Genomic DNA, 18,385 nt, shown 5'->3' on the forward strand with positions numbered 1-18,385 from the left:
GCCCTGTGGAGCCCCAAAAGTATAGAACGCGTGAGTTTTCCGGGCAACCGGCGGAAGCCATGTCGGCCGGGAATTCGGCCCTGCGCCGTGGACTCCATCGATCGGGCAGCGGCACCGTGATCACGATCACCGATCGGGCGGCGTGTCCGCGCCCTCGCTGCGGCCGATTCGCCAAGCGATGCGGCACCGCTGGTGGCGCGACCCGAGGCGGCCGTCGAACACCCGACGTGCCCCGGAACCTTTTCGCCGCGACCCGGTCGGACTCTATGTCCGCGCCGGTCATGACGCCTCTCCTCGTCGACGGTGGCCTGCGACGGACCACGCCCCGGCCCCGGCCGGGGCTTTTTTTTGGCGCCGCGACGCCTTCGCGAGGCGCCCTACTTCTTCTTCGGGATGTAGAGGTCGGTGATCGTGCCTTCGAACACTTCGGCGGCCATGCCCACCGACTCGCTGAGGGTCGGATGCGGATGGATCGTCATGCCGATGTCGGCGACCTCGCAGCCCATTTCGATCGCGAGCGCGACTTCGGCGATGAGATCGCCCGCGTGCACGCCAACGATCCCGCCGCCGATGACGCGATGGCTGGCTTCGTCGAACACGAGCTTGGTGAAACCTTCGGTGCGACCGAGACCAATCGCGCGACCGCTCGCCGCCCACGGGAACTTGCCGACGCCGACCTTCAGGCCCTTCGCCTTCGCTTCGGTTTCGGTAACGCCGACCCACGCGATCTCCGGATCGGTGTAGGCGACCGACGGAATCACCCGCGCGACCCATTCGCGCTTTTCGCCGGCGGCGACTTCGGCGGCGAGCTTGCCCTCGTGCGTCGCCTTGTGCGCGAGCATCGGATTCCCGACGACGTCGCCAATCGCGAAGATGTGCGGCACGTTCGTGCGCATCTGCCGATCGACCGGAATGAAGCCGCGGTCGGTGACCTGCACGCCTGCGGCTTCGGCGCCGATCTTCGCGCCGTTCGGGCTGCGACCGACTGCAACGAGCACGCGATCGTAAGCGGTCGGCTGCGGCGCACCCTCGCCTTCGAACGTCACTTTGATGCCGGCCTTCGTCGCTTCGACACCGGCTGCCTTGACGTTGAGATGCACGGCAACGCCCTGCTTCTTCAGGCGATCGGCGAGCGGCTTGACCAGGTCGACGTCCGCACCCGGCATGAGCTGCGAGGCGAGCTCGACCACGGTGACCTGCGATCCCAGCGCGCGATACACCGTCGCCATTTCCAGGCCGATGATGCCGCCGCCGACGACGAGCAACGACTTCGGCACGTCGGCGAGATCGAGCGCGTCGGTGGAATCCATGACGCGCTTGTCGGCCCATGGGAAGTTCGGCAGCTTCACCGCCTGCGAGCCCGCGGCGATGATGCATTGCTCGAAGCGGATGAGCTGCGTACCGGCCTCGCCCTGCACTTCGACTTCGTTCGGCGAGACGAACCGACCGGTGCCCTGCACCGTGCGCACCTTGCGCTGCTTCGCCATGCCGGCGAGGCCCTTGGTCAGCTGGCCGACGACCTTGTCCTTGTACGTGCGCAGGGCGTCGAGTTCGATCTTGGGTGCGCCGAAGGTGATGCCGTAGTCCTTCGCATGCTGCGCTTCGTCGATGACGGCGGCCGCGTGCAGCAGCGCCTTCGATGGGATGCAGCCGACGTTGAGGCAGACGCCGCCGAGCGACGCATAGCGTTCGACGAGCACGGTGTCGAGGCCGAGATCCGCAGCGCGGAATGCGGCGGTGTAACCGCCGGGACCGGCGCCGAGTACGAGCATCCGGCATTCGACGTCGGCCTTTCGAGCGGTCGAAGCGGCGGCGTTCGGCGCGGACGCAGACCCGTGCGCCGCCGGTGCAGGAGCCGGGGCGGCTGCGGGTGCGGCAGGCGCGGTCGCCGCTGCCGGGGCGGGTGACGCTGCCTTCGCGTCCGCTCCCGCGGCGGCCTCGGCCTCGAGCACGACGATCACCGCGCCTTCCGACACCTTGTCGCCCAGCTTGACGCGCAGCTCCCGCACGATGCCTTCAGCGGACGACGGCACTTCCATCGTCGCCTTGTCGGATTCGAGGGTGACGAGACCCTGATCCTTCGCCACGCGATCGCCGACCGCGACCAGCACCTCGATCACAGGCACGTCATCGAAGCCACCGATATCGGGGACTTTCACTTCGATCGGGGTCGCCATCACTCGTTCTCCGGGCTCGTTCCGGCGCCCGCGGGGGCGACCGGTGGATCTTCATGGATCTCGCGTTCGACGTCGCGCTGGGCGTCGTTCTCGGCGAGTGCCGCGCGCTCGCGCGGCGTGGGCAGCGGCGCGTCGGGCGTCGCCTCGTTGTCTTCCGGCACCACACGACCGCTGAGCATCGCGATGGCCTCGACGCCTTCGTGACCGAACAGGCTGCGCACGTGCAGGTCGCGCTGCGGAAACGGGATGTCGATGCCGTAGCGCTGCAATGCGGTGTGCAACGCCCAGTTGTACGCCGCCTTGACTGCCGACGGACGACGCGTGGCCTCGGCGTTGAGCCACACGATCAGCTGGAACTCGAGGCGACTTTCACCGAACTCGACCAGCCACACCTGCGGGCCGCGCGGGCCGTCGTGCGCCAGCGTGAACGGCACTTCGCAGGCCGCTTCGATCGCCGCCTTCTTGACTGTTTCCTTGTCGGCCCCATAGGCGACGCCGAAGGGAATGCGCATGCGCCGCGACGCTTCGAGCAGCGTCCAGTTCACCACGCGCCCGCTGACGAACTCCGCGTTCGGCACCAGGATGTTCAGGTTGTCGTTGGTGCTGATGCGCGTCGCGCGGATCTTGATGTCGCGCACCACGCCGTGCACGCCGGATTCGAGTTCGACGAAGTCGCCGATCTTGATCGAGCGGTCGAACAGCAGGATCAGGCCCGACAGGAAGTTGTTGAAGATCGCCTGCAGGCCGAAACCGAGGCCGACCCCGATCGCACCCGCGAACACGGTGAACTTCGACACCGGAATGCCGGCGACTTCCAGCGCGATCAGGAAGCCGACGAACATCAGCGCATAGCGCAGCACGCGGCTGACCGTGTAGACCGACGCCGCGTTCCCGCCCTCGCGCGCGCCGTAGCGCATCAGCGCACGGCCGACCAGCCGCGACATCGCGAAGAACACGACGAGCAGGAAGATCGCGGAGGCGAGATCGCCCACCGTCAGATCGAGCCCGGCGACGCGCACGAGCTCATAGTCGAGGAACGGCTGCACGCCCTGCCAGCCGTCCTGCGCGGCGTCGCGGACGCGCGCGCTGGCGTCGTGCAGTTCGCGCGCCGTCTGCGCGTGCGGCATCGTCAGAGCAGCACGCGCCGCATGTCGGCCATCAGCTGCGCGAGATACGTGGTGAAGCGCGCGGCGGACGCACCGTCGATCACGCGGTGGTCGTAGCTCAGCGAGAGCGGCAGCATCAGGCGCGGCTGGAACGTGCCGCCGTCCCACACCGGCTTGATGGCCGACTTCGACACGCCGAGGATCGCGACTTCCGGCGCGTTGACGATCGGCGTGAAGCTCGTGCCGCCGATGCCGCCGAGCGAGCTGATCGAGAAGCAGCCACCGGTCATCTCCGCCGGCGACAGCTTGCCGTCGCGCGCCTTCTTCGCGAGTTCACTGGTCTCCTGCGCGAGCTCGACCACGCCCTTCCTGTCGACGTCGCGGATCACCGGCACGACGAGGCCGTTCGGCGTGTCGGCCGCGAAGCCGATGTGGAAGTACTTCTTGAGAATCAGGTTCTCGCCACTCGCATCGAGCGAGGCATTGAAGTCCGGATACTTCTTGAGGGCGGCGACGACCGCCTTCATCAGGAACGCGAGCATCGTCACCTTGACGCCGCTCTTCTCGTTTTCCTTGTTGAGCGCGACGCGCAGCGCTTCGAGCTCGGTGATGTCGGCGTCGTCGTGCTGCGTGACGTGCGGGATCATCGCCCAGTTGCGCGCGAGGTTCGCGCCGGAGAGCTTCTTGATGCGCGAGAGTTCGCGCGTCTCGATCTCGCCGAACTTGGCGAAGTCGACCTTCGGCCAGGGCAGCAGATTCAGGCCGCCGCCGAGCGATGCACCGCCGCTCGACGGTGCAGCAGCAGCGCCGGACATGACCTGCTTGACGTGACCCTGCACGTCTTCCTTGGTGATGCGGCCGCCCTTCGCGCTGCCCTTGACCCGCGCGAGATCGACGCCGAGTTCGCGCGCGAACAGGCGCACCGCGGGGCTCGCATACGGCACCGCATCCGGCATGAGTTCGTTGGCGTCGAACGTCACCGGCGGCGTGCGCGGCTCGGCGACGGGCATGGCCGCGGTCGCAACGGGCGCCGTCGCAGCGCCAGTGTGCGCGGCGATGTCGCGCTTGGTGAGGTTGTCGGCATCGCCCGATACGGCAACCGGCTCGACGCGCGTCGGCGTTTCCGCCGGACGCGGCTGCGCGGGCGAGGTCGCGACCTGCGAGGTATCGGCTTTTGGCTGCGCGCCATCCGATGACGGGCCGGAGGCAGCTGCGGCCGCGTCCGCCGGCTCGATCATGGCGACCACGGCACCCTCGCCGATCTTGTCGCCGATCTTCACCTTCAGCTCGCGGATGGTGCCTGCGAACGGCGCGGGCACTTCCATCGTGGCCTTGTCGGATTCGAGCGTGACCAGGCCCTGGTCGGCCTTCACCGTGTCGCCGACCGCGACGAGCAGTTCGATCACGGGCACGTCGTCATGCCCGCCGATGTCGGGGACGCGCGCTTCCTTCAGCTCAGCCATGCAGGGCTCCGCAAGTGATGGTGCCAAACCGCCATTCTCGCCCGCCGTGGACGATCGCGCCAATCGCGTGACGTGGACGCCGCGTGCACATGCGACTAGCCGAAGCGATGTCGCGTACGTGTCGAAGCGACCGTCCGCGGGGCAAGGGAGGTTCAGTGGCCAGAGGTTAGGTTGACTGCACCGGTCAGTGGCGCTGTCCGGTCCTGCAAACGATTACACGATTATTAGGAGGCCACTCCATGGCACGTCACCTTTCTCTTGCCCTTCTGGGCACCCTCGCCCTCGCTCCGTGCGCGTTTGCACAGGACGCGGGAACCTCGTCCGCCAGCGGCAAGCATGTCGCGATCGTCGGCGGCGTCGCACTGAACAACCCGACCGGCAACGCTGACATCAACGGCGCGCGCACGAATCTCGACGGCGAGGCCGTCGGCACGCTGGGCGCAAGCTGGTTCATCAACGACAACATCGCCATCGAAGGCTGGGGCGCCAGCAAGGCCGGCTATCGCATGACGACGGCCAACGGCAAGGTCGGCAGCGTCGATGCGCAGCCGTACGCACTGAGTGGCCAGTACCACTTCGGTTCGCCCGACAAGACGGTGCGCCCGTTCGTGGGCTTGGGCTACTACCAGATGAACTATGACAACGAGTCGGCGCAGGCGGGCGCGGCGCTGGCGGGTCAACGCATCGGTGTTGAAACCGCGCAGGGCCCGATGGCGACCGTGGGCGCCGATCTCAACCTCGGCGAGCACTGGTTTGCGCGCGGCGACGTGCGCTATCTGCACGGCAACTCGGATCTCTCGGTGAACGGCGTCAAGGCCGGCGAGGTCAAGGCCAACCCGGTCGTTGTCGGCGTCGGTATCGGTACACGCTGGTAAGTCACGCGACAGCGGGAACGCAACGGGCCCTTCGGGGCCCGTTTCGTTTCGGGCGTGCGGATTCACGCGTCGCGCGGGTTGAGGTGATTAGCCTTCAGATGGACCGTTCGGAGTTGTTTGATGACGACGAAACTCGAGGGCCCGTTGCGTCGCGAGATCGACGTTGGCGGGCAGCCCTATACGCTGACGATCGACAAGGACGGCCTGCGTCTGGTCGCGAAGGGCAAGCGCAAAGGATTGGAGCTGGGTTGGAAGGCGCTGATCAGCGGAGACGCCGCGCTCGCCGCCGCACTGCAGGGCAGCCTGCAACAGCTGAGGCACTGAGCGATGCCCGAAGGTCCCTCGCTCGTCATCCTGCGCGAAAGCGCCGAATCACTCGCTGGCCTCAAGGTGCTGGAGGCCACCGGCAACACCAAGCAACCGCTCGAACGCCTGCCCGGCTCGCGTCTGCGCGCCGTGCGCACGTGGGGCAAACACTTCCTGCTCGACTTCGGCGACTTCGCCATCCGCATCCACATGCTGATGTTCGGCAGCTACGCCATCGATGAGCGCAAGCCCGACAAGACGCCGCGGCTCTCGCTGCGCTTCACTCGCAAGCGCGAGATCAACTTCTATTCGTGCTCGGTGCGGTACATCGAGGCGCCGTTGGAGGAGGTCTACGACTTCTCCGCCGACGTGATGTCGGACACATGGGATCCGAAGGCCGCGCGCGCCAAGCTGAAGGCGATGCCGAAGATGATCTGCGCCGATGCATTGCTCGAGCAGGAAGTCTTCGCGGGCGTCGGCAACATCATCAAGAACGAAGTCCTGCACCGCATCCGCGTGCATCCGATGACGCGCGTCGGCGACCTGCCGCCCCGCAAGCTCTCGGACATGATCCGCGAAGCGCGCGACTACAGCTTCGACTTCTACCGCTGGAAGAAGGAGTTCACCCTGCGCGCGCACTGGCAGGTGCACGCCAAGAAGACCTGCCCGCGCGATGGAACGCCGCTGAGCTTTGAACGTCACCTCGGCACCAAGAAGCGCCGCGCGTTCTGGTGCGACACGTGCCAGGTGTTTTACGGCGATGCGCGGCCGGCTACGAAACCGGCCGCGACCGTCGCGATGAAGCGGACGAATCGGTCCGCTGCTGGCGATGCTGCGACCCCGACATCGAAGCGCGCAAAGAAGGCGCCGCCGAAAGTTGCGACGCCGCGCGCGGCGAAGGCCGCTCCGAAGCGAGCATCGCGGCCCGCAACGAAGGCGGCCAAGGCCGCGAAAGGCGTCAGTCGCCGATGATGCGGAAGCCGAGGATGATCGAGGCGAAGCTGACACCGCGAGCTGCACCGCTGATGTTCATGCGGACGGTCGTCGGCTTCTTGAAGAACTCGGTCACCTGCGCATCGCTGAGGCCGAACGTGTCCGTCAGCGTGCGGCGGTTGATGAAGCCGGCGATGCAGACCGCCGAATCGCGGTAACGCTCGGTGATCGTGGTGCCCGGCGGCAGCGGCACCTGGTAGATCTCGGACGAGGTCATGCTGGTGGTCAGGTGACCGTTGAACGGTGCGCCCGTGGTCGGGTCGATCAGCGACGGATCGGCGAGCACCGGGTTCTCAATCGTCAGCGTTGGGTTGTAACGCAGGAGCGACACCGCGTTCGCCGCGGTCGGATTCGAGTACGTGACGTTGATCACCGGCGACAGCCAGTAGCACATCAGCGACTTGGTCGCCTTGCCCGGCAGGCTGATGTGCGCCATATCGGTGAAGCTGAAATTGGTCGTCGAACCCGGCGCAGGGTTGATGACCTGGCAGGGCTCGGTGCTCGCCGGGTCGCAGGCGCTGTCGAGCGTGACGACCGACTGGGTCAGGCCCAGCCAAGTGAGATTGCGGCCGAAGGAATCGACATCACCGACGTCGTCGACCGTCACCGCGGCGGCGGCCATGGTTGGCGTGGCGGCGCTCTTGTGGCCGCGCGTCAGGCTCAGCGCGCGCTTGCTCGGCAGCAGGTCCAGTCCGCGGCGTTCGGTCTCGTTCTTGCGCGGCGCCGCGGCTGCCGTGGAAAGCAGGGCGCCCGCCAGAACGAGCGCGAGAACTGAAACGGTCGGCGTGACACGTGCCATGACATCCCCTCCGTGAGTTGTGGAGCGCGGAGGATGAACCTGTGACGGAGCGCACAAGCGGCCGTCCGTCGGCTTCACGGGGTCGTAACGATTTCCACCTCCGCGGCGCGCACGCGCTCACGCCGCAGCAGGTACAGGCCGCTGGCGACGATGATCGCCGCACCGACCCACGTCATCGCATCGGGCAGCACACCCCACAACGTCGCGTCGAGGATCACGCCCCAGACCAGCGCGGTGTATTCGAGCGGCGCGATCAACGACGCCTCCCCCAGGCGGAACGCTTCGGTCACCGCGTACTGGCCGATGCCACCGGCGACGCCCACGCCGACGATCACCGCGAAGTCCGCGCTGCGCACCGGTTGCCACTCCGGAATCGCGAGCACGCCCGCGCCCGTCGCCATCATCACCAGCAGCCACACCATCATGGCCTGCGTGCTGTCGGTGCGCGCGAGGATGCGCACGCTGATCGCGCTGACGGCGTACATCGTGGCGGCGAGCAGCACGGCCAGCGCTGCGATGCTGACGACGCCTTCGCCGGTGGGACGCAGCAGCACCAGCGTGCCGAGCAGGCCGACGCCGATCGCCGTCCAGCGTCGCGGCCCCACGCGCTCGCCCAGCAACGGCACCGACAGCGCGGTGACGATGAGCGGCGCGACGAAGAAGATCGAATAGGCCGTCGACAACGGCAGCGTTTTCAGCGCATGCACGAACGACGCCATCATGGCCACGCCCATCGCGCCGCGCAGCAGGTGCAGCGGCCAACGCACGCGCAGCAAGGGGGCGACGCCACCGCGATGCAGCGCCCACGCCAGCACGAACGGCAGCGAGGCGGCGCCGCGCAGCGCCGCGACCTGGAAGGCCGGGTAGTGCGTGCTGAGCTGCTTGAGGCCTGCGTCCATCAGCGAAAAGCTGGCGACGGCGAGCAACATCATCAGCACGGCGCGGGACGGACGGATCGGCATCGGCGGTTCCTGCACGGGAACGCGCACGATGCGGTGCTACGTGCCCCCGTGCAACCGCGCGAACCGTCGCAGCCGCGCGCGCAGCACCAGCGCGTGCGCCAGCGGATAGCCGCCGAGTAATCCCGCGAGCATCGGCAGCGTGGTGCGCATGTCCGCGGGCAGCATCGCCAGCCCGCCGGCGGTCGACAGCGCGGCGCGCAGCAGCACCGCGACAGCGAGCAGCACCATGAAGAGCCGATGCGGGCGCTGCTCGACGAAGCGCCCCTGCCGTCGCAATTCGGCGGTGGTCGCGGCACCCGCGCCGAGCACCAGGCCGACGCCGAGCCCCCAGGCGAGCGCGGTGACTGCGTCCGGATGACGCCAGGCCGCGACCGCGAACGCGACCAGCACCGCGATCGTGAGCATCAACGCGCGCAGCGTCAGCGGCGGTCCGAACACCGGCTGCCAGACCGGACGCCGGAACGGTCGACGCACGAGCCCCACCACCCCGAGCACGATGCCCAGCGCCACCACGGCCACCAGCAGGGCAAGGGCGATCAGCAGCGGCATGACGCGGCGTGTCGGCGGGATTCGGCGCGATCCATGCCGCGAGCATCGCGCCGCGCGTGTCGTCGTCGCGCGACCGCTGCGCTAACCTGTGGCCGCTTTTTTTGGGAAATCCGCCATGCCTTCGTTCGATATCGTCTCCGAAGTCGACAGCCACGAGCTCACCAACGCCATCGACCAGGCCAACCGCGAACTCTCCACGCGCTTCGATTTCAAGGGCGTGGACGCGAAGTTCGAGCTCGACGGCGAGACGATCAACCTCTCCGCGCCGAGCGAATTCCAGCTCAAGCAGCTCAGCGACATCCTGCGCGCGCGCCTGATCGCACGCGGCATCGACGCCCGCTGCCTGGAGTTCAAGGACGTGCTGACGAATGTGGCGGGCGCCCGTCAGCAAGTCGTGGTCAAGCAGGGCATCGAGCGCGAGCTCGCGAAGAAGATCCAGACCGCGATCAAGGACGCCAAGCTCAAGGTCGACAGCCAGATCAACGGTGACAAGCTGCGCGTCACCGGCAAGAAGCGTGATGATCTGCAGACGGCGATCGCGCTGCTGCGCGCCGCCGAATTCGAGCGCCCGCTGCAGTTCGACAACTTCCGCGACTGAGTGGACGCCGAGCCCGCCGAAATCGCCGCGACGCGCCGCTGGCTGGAGCGTGCGGTGATCGGGCTGAATCTGTGTCCGTTCGCCAAGGCGGTGCACGTGAAGCGCCAGGTGCGCTTCGTGCTCAGCGATGCGCGCGATACCAATGCGTTGCGCGATGAGCTCGAGCGCGAATTGCGCCTGCTCGAGTCGATCGATGCCGCCGAGATCGACACGACGCTGATCGTGCATCCGCACGTGCTGCAGGACTTTTTCGACTACAACCAGTTCCTCGACGTCGCCGACGGTTGCGTACGCGAGCTCGGGCTCGAAGGCGATATCCAGGTGGCGAGCTTCCATCCCGACTACGTCTTCGCGGGCGAGGCCGAAGACGATCCGTCGAACTGCACGAACCGCGCGCCCTACCCCACGCTTCACCTGCTGCGCGAGGCCAGCATCGATCGTGCGGTTGCCGCCTATCCTGATCCCGACGTGATCATCGAACGCAACATCGCGACGCTGCGGCGTCTGGGCGTCGACGGCTATCGACGCCTGCTCGCTGACGATCAGGCCTGAAAGATCGCCTCGACGTCGAACGGCGTCAGCTCGCGCCATTGACCCGACGGCAGGGAACCGAGGTCCAGCGCCCCGATACGCGAGCGATGCAGTGCATCGACGTGATTGCCGACCGCGGCGAACATGCGGCGCACCTGGTGGTAGCGGCCCTCGGTGATCGTGAGCCGCGCGTGGCGTGTGTCGAGCACCTCGAGCGTGGCCGGCGCGAGTGGCGTGGTTTCGTTGTCCAGCATCAGCGTGCCGCTGGCGAACAGCGCCGCTTCGTCGCCACGCAGGTCGTGCGCGAGCGTGGCCTCGTAGACCTTGGGCACGTGGTGCTTGGGCGAAATGATCCGGTGCAGCAGCGCGCCGTCGTCGGTCATCAGCAGCAGGCCGCTGGTGTCGCGATCGAGGCGTCCGACCGTCGAGAGCACGGGGTCACGAACGCGGAAACGCGGCGGCAGCAGGTCGTAGACGAGGCGGCCGGCATCCTTGGTCGAACAGGTGTAGCCGACCGGCTTGTGCAGCATGAGGATCAGACCGTGGGGCGGATCGAGCGGCTCGCCGTCGATGCGCACATCGCGCGGGTCGCGCACGTCGTCGGCGTAGAGCACATCGCCTGCCGCGTCGGTGACGAGTCCCTCGCGGAACATCTGCTGCACCTGCTTGCGCGAGCCGTAACCGAGATTGGCGATGAGGCGCAGCAGTTTCATCGGCGCGCCTCGAAGGCCTTGAAGCCTTTCGCATCGGCGAGCACGCGCACGTCGCGGAACGTACTGGCGAGCGTCGCCTCGTACGGCAGATGGCGATTGGCGACCATGAAGAAGCGCCCGCCCGGATTCAGCGCCGCAGCCGCGACTTCGATGAAGCGGCGGCCGAGATCGGGTCGATCCGTACGATCGTCCGCATGGAAGGGCGGATTGCTGACGATCACATCGAAGCGCGCATCGAGGCCGGCGGTGACGTCGGCCCAGTGCGTGTCGACGGCGACGCGCGGCGCGAAGCGCGCGAGATTGCGCGACAGCAGTGGCAGTGCGCGGTGTTGCGCCTCGTAGGCATCGAGCGTGGTGATGCCGGGATTGCGGGACAGCAGCTCGATCGCGAGATACCCCCACCCCGCACCGAGATCGGCTGCACGACCGGCCAGGTCGCTGGGCAGGTGCGCGGCCAACAGTGCGGACGCGACGTCGATGCGATCCCAGGCGAACAGCCCGGGGCGGCTCTCTACATCACCATCGAGAATCGCGCGCGGCGCATCGAGGGTGAGCCAGGCATCGACCCGCGCATCGTCGACATGACCGGGCTGCGTCCACGCGACGCGGCATTTGTGTTTGCTCAGCACGCCGACATCACCGGCGAGTGCGGCGAGGTCGTCCTGCATCGAGCGTGCGCCCGCGTTGTTGGCGGCGCAGGCGACGACGCGCCCGGTGTCGCCCGCCAATCGCATCGCGCGCGCGAGCACCGCCCGCGCCTGCTCGCGCTGACGCGGAGGCAACACCAGCACGGTTGCGAAGTTCGCCGGTGGTACCAGTTCGTCGGCGACCACCGCGAACCCCGCGCGTTCCAGCGCCGTCGCGGCCGGCCGGTAGTCCTGCTCGCAGGTCAGGCCCGCCTGCGCCCAGCGCTGCAACGCGGGGCCGGAGCGCGCGCCCAGAAAAGCCGCGCCCTGCGGGGGCGGCAACAGGCCCTCGTCGAACGGCAGGAACAGGGCATCGAGGGCCGGGTCGGCGTGCACGGCGGGGGTCCGGGGCGGCGCGACAGTCTAGAGCCTGTCCGGATCGCGCCGCCGCAACGCCCGCTTCATCGCGGGCGAACGAGCCCCGGCCCAGTCTGGTCCCATTCCATCCAACCGGAGGCGACATGATCCGTGCACTCTTCGTCGGGGGCGTGGTCGACAACAGCGAAATGGACCTGGATGGTCCGCATCCCCCGAAGCATTACCCGGAGAACACGGGCGGTGGCGCGTCGCGCTACAGCCTCCGCCAGGTCGGCACGACGGACGATCGCGTGGTCTACGCGGTGTACGGCGCGCCCGATCTCGACGATGGTTTCGTCGAACGCGTCGCGGGCGAGCGCGATTACGCGCGCCGCTTCGCCGCGAAAGTGCAGACGGTGCACTGACGCGCTACTGCGCGAGCAGCGGATACGGATTCGTCGGCGTCGATTTCCACCACTGCTTGTCCGGCCCCAGGTCGCCCACCGAGAAATGCAGGTGCGGCGCTTCGGGGCTGGCGTCGCCCGTGCTGCCGACGTAGCCGATCACCTGCCCCTGCTTGAGCGCCTGGCCTTCGACGAGGCCGGGCGCGTAGCTCTGCAGGTGCGCGTAGTAGTAGACGCGGCGGCCGTCCGGATCGAACTGGTAGATCGTCAGCCCGCCGAGCTTGCTGGTGAACAGCTTGGCGACCGGGCCGTCGACCGCGGCAAGTACCGGCGTGCCGGCCGGCGCCATGATGTCGATCGCCTCGTGCAGGCGGCCGGCCGCGCGACTCTGCGTGTAGGTGTCGACCAGCTGCGACCGCTGGATGCCGGCGACGGGAATGATCAGGCCGCTCGAGGTCACGACGGGCGTGCTTGCCGGGCTCGCGGGGGCCGCTGCCACGGGCGCTGCGGACGGCGCGCTTGAAGCGGCCGTCGTGGGCGACGCGGTCGCCGCGACGGGCACGGCCCCATTTGACGCTACGGCAGCGGTCGACGGACACGGCGTGACCGCCGGACGTGCGTAATACCAGGCGACGTTGGCGCCCAGCAGCGCGCCGATCACGAATACAAGCAAGTAACGAAGCATGCGGAGGACCTCCTGCCGCTGATGCTGCTGAGCGGCCGTTCTCGCCCGCGTGAAGCCGCTTCGTTCACCGCGGTTTGTCGCGGCGCCGCCGAGCATGGCCCCACTCCAGGAGACCGCGACATGCGCATCGCCCCCCGCGTCTACACCGCCCAGCCGGACATCGACCGCCTGCAGGCCATAGCGCTTGAACTGCCGAACGACGAGCACGTGCAGGTCACGCTCGACGATGGCCGCGTCTTCACCGGCATCGTCGCCGCGCGGCCGATCACCCAGCAGTTCTACGACGCGAACGGCGACGAGGGCACCAACGGCGCGGTGCGGCTGGAGCAGTCGGCGCTCGAACATCCGGAAGACGCGCGCTGGGTCGACCTCTATCTCGACCAGATCGTCGAAGTGCGCCACCTCGACCGCGACGAACCGGGCGCGCGGCATCCCCTCCACAGCGCGAACAACGGGCCGTGGTCGCGCAGCGGATGAACAGGCAGCGTTGACGCCTGCTTCACGGTTCCGCGCAAATCCTCCCGCCCCTTATGGCGGAGGGTCCGGGATGTTGATGCAGGCTGGCGGTTCCGGTGCGGTCGACGGGGCGCTCGTCCACCTGCATCCGATGCTCGACCTGCTGCCGGCGGGTGCCTGCATCTGCGACGTACGCGGCCACATCACCCACTGCACGCCCAAGGCGGTCGCGTTGTGGGGCTGCCGTCCCGCTGACGACGGCGTCGGGCCGCGCTGGAGCGGCGCGATGCAACTGTTCGACGAAGACGGCCGCCCGATCCCCCACAACGCCTCGCCGCTCGCGCGCGCCGTCAGTGACGGCATCCCGCATCACGGCCGACGCGTGCAGTTCGAACGCCCCGACGGCAGCCGCCGCCACGCGCTCTGCTACGCCAGCCCGCTGCTCGACGCAAACGGCGCCGTGGTGGGCGGGCTCGACCTGATGGTCGATGTCACCGAACAACACCGCGCCGCACAGGCCGAACGTGATCGCGTGCGTACGCAGGGCGAACAGCTCGTGGCGCTCGCCTGCGAGATCCGCGCCAGCCTGACGCCCCTGCGCCGCACCGATCGCGAAGCCTCCGCGCGCGCGCTCGACGACCAGCTCCGCCACATCACCCGGCTGGTCGACCGCGTCCTCAACCTCGAGGTCGACGCGGCGGACTGATGGGCGTGCTTGATCTTCGGCCTTCCGCGCTCCACGCTGAGCGCCGGCCGGGCCGCTGTGCCCGGGGACACGCCGGCTGACCCATGGGAGCTTCACGACATCGAGGCGCTTTTCGCGCGCTTCGCGGCCAGGCCGCGTGCCGCTCGCGCGCGCCTGCGACGCTCCCGCATGTTGCCACGCAGCAATCGTCGCAATGAACAGCCTGCTCCTCGACCGCCCACTGGACGCCATCGCCTTCGAGGCGACCTTCGCCGATGCGCCCTTCGGCATGGGCTGCGTCGACGCCTGCGCACGCTGGTTGCACGCGAACACCGCACTGCGCGCGATGTTCGGCGTCGACACACTGCCGTCCTTACGCGCCCTCGCCGGCCCGCAGCAGGCCGCCGCGCTCGATGACCTGCTCGACGGACGCCGCGCGCGCCTGCGCCTGGAACCCGAGCTGGGCGCGCATCGTCCCGTGCTCGACCTGTCGCCGTTGCGCGAGGCTGACGGGCGCGTCGTCGGTTTCATCGTGCACGGCGAAGACCGCGCCGCGCAGACGCACGCGACCAGCGAGCGCGACGCCTTCTTCGCCCTCACGCCCGACCTGCTCGCCTTCGTCGACGCACGCGATCGCCTGCTCGAAGTGAATCCCGCCTGGGAAGCCACGTTGGGCTGGTCCCCGCGCGACCTCGAAGGCCACCGCCTCGACGAATTCGTGCACGAGGACGACCGCGAGCGCGTGCTCGCGCAGTTCGCCGAAGTCCGCAACGGCACCGTGGTCGACGCCAGCTTCCGCGGGCGCCTGCGTTCGCGTTACGGCGGCTATCGCTGGATCGAATGGCAGGTGCGCGAATTCGACGTCGCCCGCCTGTACTGCACGGCGCGCGACGTCACCGATCAGGTGCGTGCGCGCGACTCGCTGCTGCGCAATCGTGACGAACTCGAACGTCGCATCGCACAGCGCACGCACGAGCTCGATCGCGCACTGGCGCGCCTGCAGCTGCATGCCGACAACTCGCCGCTGGCGACGATCGAATGGGATCGCCAGCTCAACGTCGCGCAGTGGTCGCACCGCGCACGCGAGATGTTCGGCTGGCACGAGGACGAGATCGTCGGTCACGCGCCCTCGGTGCTGCCGATGCTGCATCCCGATGACGTCGCTGGGGTGGACGCCGCGATGGCGCGTCTGGCGTCGCGCGAAACATCGCGCCACGTGCACACCGTGCGCATGGTCGCGCGAGACGGCCGCGTGCGCGTCTGCGAATGGTTCGATTCCGCGCTGTTCGATGCGAACGGCCGGGTCAGCTCGATCCTGTCGCTGGTGCAGGACGTGACCGAACGCGAAGCTGCAGTCGCCGCGCTGCAGCGTGCGCACGAGGACCTCGAAGCGAAGGTCGCCGAACGCACGCTCGAACTCGAACGGCTGATGGCCATGCTGGAAAGCCAGGCGCGCCAGGATCCGCTGACCGATCTGCCGAATCGTCGCGGCCTGATGGAGCGCCTGCCGCGCTCGCTGGACCGCAGCACGCGCCACGACGGCGCGATCGCGGTGATGTTCGTCGATCTCGACCGCTTCAAGCACGTCAACGACACGCTGGGCCATGACGCCGGCGACGAGCTGCTGCGCGAATGCGCGCGCCGGCTGGTGAGCGCGGTGCGCAAGACCGACATCGTCGCGCGGCTCGGCGGCGACGAGTTCGTGATCGTGCTCGAGAACGTCCGCGATCCCGAGACCCACGCGCGACGCGTCGCCGAGAAGGTGCGCGAAGCACTGGCCGAGCCGGTCGACGTTGGCACGGCGAAAGTGCGCGTGTCGGCGAGCATCGGTGTCGTCATCCAGGCCGACGGCACCATCACGGCCGAAGACCTCATCTCCCGGGCCGACCGCCGCATGTATGCGGCCAAGCACGCCGGCGGCAATGCCGTGCGGACCGACGACGGCGCGATCTGAAATCGCGATACGCGTCACCCTTCTTCACGCAGTGCAGGGGTTTTCCCCGCGTGTAGTGGGAACCGCGTCTCGCTAGGCTGGGGCCACGTCCGCAGCCCGAAGCGCCATGCCCGCCGCCCCACTGCCCGCCAACGAACTCTCCCGCCAGGCGCTGCTCGAAGCGCTGGGCATCCTCGACACCCCGCCCGAAGACGACTATGACGACATCGTGCGCATCGCCGCGGCGGTCTGCCGCGCGCCGATCGCGACGATCTCGCTGGTCGACGCCGACCGCCAGTGGTTCAAGGCGCGCGTGGGCCTGGACGACGCGCAGACGCCGCGCTCGCAGTCGTTCTGCGCGCACGCCATCCTCGATCCCAACGACCCGCTGGTCGTCGAGGACGCCACCGCCGATCCGCGTTTCGCCGACAACCCGTTGGTGACCGAGCGCGGCATGCGTTTCTACGCCGGCGCGCCGATCGAGGCGTCCGGCATGCCGGTCGGCACCGTCTGCGTGCTCGACCGCGAGCCGCGTTCGCTCACGCAGCAGCAGGTCGAGGTGCTGCAGGCGTTGGCGCGACAGGTGGCGCGCATGATCGAGTTCCGGCGCGCCAGTCGCCTGCTCAAGCTGCACCTGCGCGAGCGCGAATGGTTCGCCTCGCAGCTTGTGCGTCACGAATCACTATTGCAGGCGCATGCACCGCAGGTGGCGCCGGCGGGCGTCGTCGATGCGCTGACACGCCTGCCCGGCCCGGCGGCGTTCGCCGAAGCGCTGGACGCGGAGATCGCGGCGCATGGCCGCCAAATCGAATTGCAGGTGGCGCGCATCGAGATTGACGACCTCGCCTCGTTCGGCGCGATCCACGGGCACGACGAAGTCGAACGCATCCTCCGCGAGCTGGCGTCGCTGCTGCGCGCGGGCGAGATCGCCGAGGGACGCGTCGCGCGCGTCGGCACGGGTTTCGCGTTGCTGATGCCGATGCCGCTGTCGCAAGCGGTCGCGCAGTGCGTGCGCCTGGCCGACCACGCCGGCAATCCGGCCTCGGGCGTGCCGGTCACGCTGAGCATCGGCCTGACTACGGTGGCCGCGGGCGAAGGCGGTGCCGACGCCCTGGAATGCGCCGAGCATGCGCTCGCACAGGCGCAGGGCGCGGGTGGCGCACGCGTCGAAGTGCGCTGACGTTCGCTGAAACAGACGCAAAAAAAAGCCCGGCCGAAGCCGGGCTTTTCAGATCGTGAGACCTGAGGGGCAGCGGATTACTCCGGCTGCACGGCCTCGGCCTGCAGGCCCTTCTGGCCCTGCGTCACGGTGAAGGAGACCTTCTGGCCTTCCTTCAGGCTCTTGAAGCCCTGGGTCTGGATAGCGCGGAAATGGACGAAGACGTCTTCGCCGTTCTCACGCGAGATGAAGCCGAAGCCCTTGGCGTCGTTGAACCACTTCACGGTGCCGGTTTCACGGGACATTGTGTAACTCCTGGAACATATCTAAAGGTGCCGCACGGAGCGGCGGTAGCGCTGTTCACAAGGAGTGATCTAGCAACGATGGAGCGGATCATCGATCAACAGCATCGGGTCACAGGTCACGGTGACCCCTGGAGCAGCGGGGCTACCGTAGAGCCTGGACCGGGGAATTGCAACGCCCGTCTGTCGCTTCTTCAGCTGCGCGGCAGGCTGCGGCGACGGCCGGTTGACCGGGCTCTACCACGACGGGATCGGCCAGTAGCCAGCGCTCGGCCTCCTTCTCGCCGCGGAAAACGCGACCGGTCAGTCCCGCGCTGGTGACACGGCGTTCGGCCGCGACCAGCAGTCCGGCGTCCTCGGTCGCATCCACGTAGGCGATGCGCATGTCGCGGAAGCCCATGGCGATCAGGGCGGAGACGACGTCGGCCATCTCCGCGGGGACCGCCGTCCCGGCCAGCTCCTCGACCACCAGCAGCCGGCGGACGCCGTCCGCCCGGCATCGCGCCTCGATCTCGGTCCAGTAGGCGACGGACACTTCGTAGGTGTCCTCCGGCCCCTCGACGTGGGCATAGAGGTACTGCTCGCGGGGCTCGAAGCGGAGGGTGTAGGCCGGACGTTCGCTCATCCCGCCACCCTAGCGGCCGTGACGCCGGTCGCACACGGGCGGGAGGTCACGGTCCGCTGCGATAATGCCGGCCCGCTCCAC

20 protein-coding genes and 1 pseudogene are annotated in these 18,385 nt (G+C 68.4%); 10 read left to right on the forward strand and 11 right to left on the reverse strand.

Translation table 11 applies throughout. From position 1 onward, the window contains the following. Positions 1-377 precede the first annotated feature (377 nt). Genes lpdA through DWG18_RS10960 form a run of 3 tightly spaced genes read right to left on the reverse strand, consistent with a single transcriptional unit; the run spans position 378 to position 4,746 of the window. On the reverse strand, positions 378-2,177 hold the full coding sequence (gene lpdA, locus DWG18_RS10950; RefSeq protein WP_115647221.1) for a dihydrolipoyl dehydrogenase: 1,800 nt from the start codon (positions 2,175-2,177) through the stop codon (positions 378-380). After that, entirely contained in the window at positions 2,177-3,304 is a 1,128-nt protein-coding gene (locus DWG18_RS10955) for a mechanosensitive ion channel domain-containing protein (protein WP_115647222.1), read from the reverse strand. Before DWG18_RS10955 ends, lpdA begins: the two co-directional genes overlap by 1 nt. Positions 3,305-3,306: 2 nt before the next feature. After that, positions 3,307-4,746, reverse strand: coding sequence for a dihydrolipoyllysine-residue acetyltransferase (locus DWG18_RS10960; RefSeq protein ID WP_115647223.1), 1,440 nt, complete (start codon positions 4,744-4,746; stop codon positions 3,307-3,309). Positions 4,747-4,985: 239 nt separating this feature from the next. On the opposite strand from DWG18_RS10960, the gene DWG18_RS10965 reads away from it, so the two are divergent. The 3 genes and pseudogenes from DWG18_RS10965 to DWG18_RS10975 form a co-directional block, all read left to right on the forward strand. Further along, positions 4,986-5,621 carry an OmpW family outer membrane protein gene (locus DWG18_RS10965; RefSeq protein WP_115647224.1) on the forward strand — a complete coding sequence of 212 codons (636 nt, stop codon included), beginning with the start codon at positions 4,986-4,988 and terminating at the stop codon, positions 5,619-5,621. A 120-nt stretch (positions 5,622-5,741) separates the two neighbouring features. Beyond that, positions 5,742-5,945: a hypothetical protein gene (locus DWG18_RS10970; RefSeq protein ID WP_115647225.1), complete on the forward strand. Its 204-nt coding sequence runs from the start codon at positions 5,742-5,744 to the stop codon at positions 5,943-5,945. A gap of 3 nt (positions 5,946-5,948) precedes the next feature. After that, positions 5,949-6,674 (forward strand): annotated as a pseudogene (locus DWG18_RS10975) (DNA-formamidopyrimidine glycosylase family protein); the annotation flags it as partial. 211 nt (positions 6,675-6,885) lie between these two features. Here the strand turns inward: DWG18_RS10975 and DWG18_RS10980 are convergent. From DWG18_RS10980 to DWG18_RS10990, 3 genes are all read right to left on the reverse strand, one after another. Continuing rightward, a complete protein-coding gene (locus DWG18_RS10980; protein WP_115647227.1) occupies positions 6,886-7,719 on the reverse strand; it encodes a hypothetical protein in 834 nt (277 codons plus the stop codon). A 74-nt stretch (positions 7,720-7,793) separates the two neighbouring features. Continuing rightward, on the reverse strand, positions 7,794-8,681 hold the full coding sequence (locus DWG18_RS10985; protein ID WP_115648147.1) for a DMT family transporter: 888 nt from the start codon (positions 8,679-8,681) through the stop codon (positions 7,794-7,796). Positions 8,682-8,717: 36 nt separating this feature from the next. Next, positions 8,718-9,230 carry a hypothetical protein gene (locus DWG18_RS10990; RefSeq protein WP_115647228.1) on the reverse strand — a complete coding sequence of 171 codons (513 nt, stop codon included), beginning with the start codon at positions 9,228-9,230 and terminating at the stop codon, positions 8,718-8,720. 115 nt (positions 9,231-9,345) lie between these two features. On the opposite strand from DWG18_RS10990, the gene DWG18_RS10995 reads away from it, so the two are divergent. Then, a complete protein-coding gene (locus tag DWG18_RS10995; RefSeq protein ID WP_115647229.1) occupies positions 9,346-9,828 on the forward strand; it encodes a YajQ family cyclic di-GMP-binding protein in 483 nt (160 codons plus the stop codon). Then, complete coding sequence (locus DWG18_RS11000) at positions 9,829-10,380, forward strand: DUF1415 domain-containing protein (protein WP_115647230.1); 552 nt, start codon at positions 9,829-9,831, stop codon at positions 10,378-10,380. Here DWG18_RS11000 and DWG18_RS11005 read toward each other — a convergent pair. Both DWG18_RS11005 and DWG18_RS11010 read right to left on the reverse strand, forming a co-directional pair. Continuing rightward, a complete protein-coding gene (locus tag DWG18_RS11005; protein WP_115647231.1) occupies positions 10,371-11,072 on the reverse strand; it encodes a 16S rRNA pseudouridine(516) synthase in 702 nt (233 codons plus the stop codon). The genes DWG18_RS11000 and DWG18_RS11005 overlap by 10 nt on opposite strands. Next, on the reverse strand, positions 11,069-12,094 hold the full coding sequence (locus DWG18_RS11010; RefSeq protein WP_115647232.1) for a methyltransferase: 1,026 nt from the start codon (positions 12,092-12,094) through the stop codon (positions 11,069-11,071). Before DWG18_RS11010 ends, DWG18_RS11005 begins: the two co-directional genes overlap by 4 nt. 128 nt (positions 12,095-12,222) lie before the next feature. Between DWG18_RS11010 and DWG18_RS11015 the strand changes: the two genes are divergently transcribed. Beyond that, a complete protein-coding gene (locus tag DWG18_RS11015) occupies positions 12,223-12,480 on the forward strand; it encodes a hypothetical protein (protein WP_115648148.1) in 258 nt (85 codons plus the stop codon). A 4-nt stretch (positions 12,481-12,484) separates the two neighbouring features. Here DWG18_RS11015 and DWG18_RS11020 read toward each other — a convergent pair whose 3' ends face one another. Then, complete coding sequence (locus DWG18_RS11020; protein ID WP_115647233.1) at positions 12,485-13,144, reverse strand: M23 family metallopeptidase; 660 nt, start codon at positions 13,142-13,144, stop codon at positions 12,485-12,487. A gap of 120 nt (positions 13,145-13,264) precedes the next feature. Between DWG18_RS11020 and DWG18_RS11025 the strand changes: the two genes are divergently transcribed. From DWG18_RS11025 to DWG18_RS11040, 4 genes are all read left to right on the forward strand, one after another. Next, positions 13,265-13,621, forward strand: coding sequence for a DUF3247 family protein (locus DWG18_RS11025; RefSeq protein WP_162823803.1), 357 nt, complete (start codon positions 13,265-13,267; stop codon positions 13,619-13,621). 70 nt (positions 13,622-13,691) lie between these two features. Further along, complete coding sequence (locus tag DWG18_RS11030) at positions 13,692-14,306, forward strand: PAS domain-containing protein (RefSeq protein ID WP_115647235.1); 615 nt, start codon at positions 13,692-13,694, stop codon at positions 14,304-14,306. A 193-nt stretch (positions 14,307-14,499) separates the two neighbouring features. Then, complete coding sequence (locus DWG18_RS11035) at positions 14,500-16,239, forward strand: diguanylate cyclase (protein ID WP_115647236.1); 1,740 nt, start codon at positions 14,500-14,502, stop codon at positions 16,237-16,239. A 106-nt stretch (positions 16,240-16,345) separates the two neighbouring features. Continuing rightward, a complete protein-coding gene (locus DWG18_RS11040; protein ID WP_115647237.1) occupies positions 16,346-17,398 on the forward strand; it encodes a GAF domain-containing protein in 1,053 nt (350 codons plus the stop codon). Positions 17,399-17,475: 77 nt separating this feature from the next. On the opposite strand, the gene DWG18_RS11045 is transcribed toward DWG18_RS11040, so the two are convergent. Both DWG18_RS11045 and DWG18_RS11050 read right to left on the reverse strand, forming a co-directional pair. Next, on the reverse strand, positions 17,476-17,682 hold the full coding sequence (locus DWG18_RS11045) for a cold-shock protein (RefSeq protein ID WP_115647238.1): 207 nt from the start codon (positions 17,680-17,682) through the stop codon (positions 17,476-17,478). A 142-nt stretch (positions 17,683-17,824) separates the two neighbouring features. Next, positions 17,825-18,304 (reverse strand): hypothetical protein, encoded by a 480-nt coding sequence (locus DWG18_RS11050; RefSeq protein ID WP_115647239.1) that lies wholly within the window; start codon positions 18,302-18,304, stop codon positions 17,825-17,827. Positions 18,305-18,385 lie beyond the last annotated feature (81 nt).

This window comes from Lysobacter sp. TY2-98 (assembly GCF_003367355.1).
Classification (GTDB): domain Bacteria; phylum Pseudomonadota; class Gammaproteobacteria; order Xanthomonadales; family Xanthomonadaceae; genus Cognatilysobacter.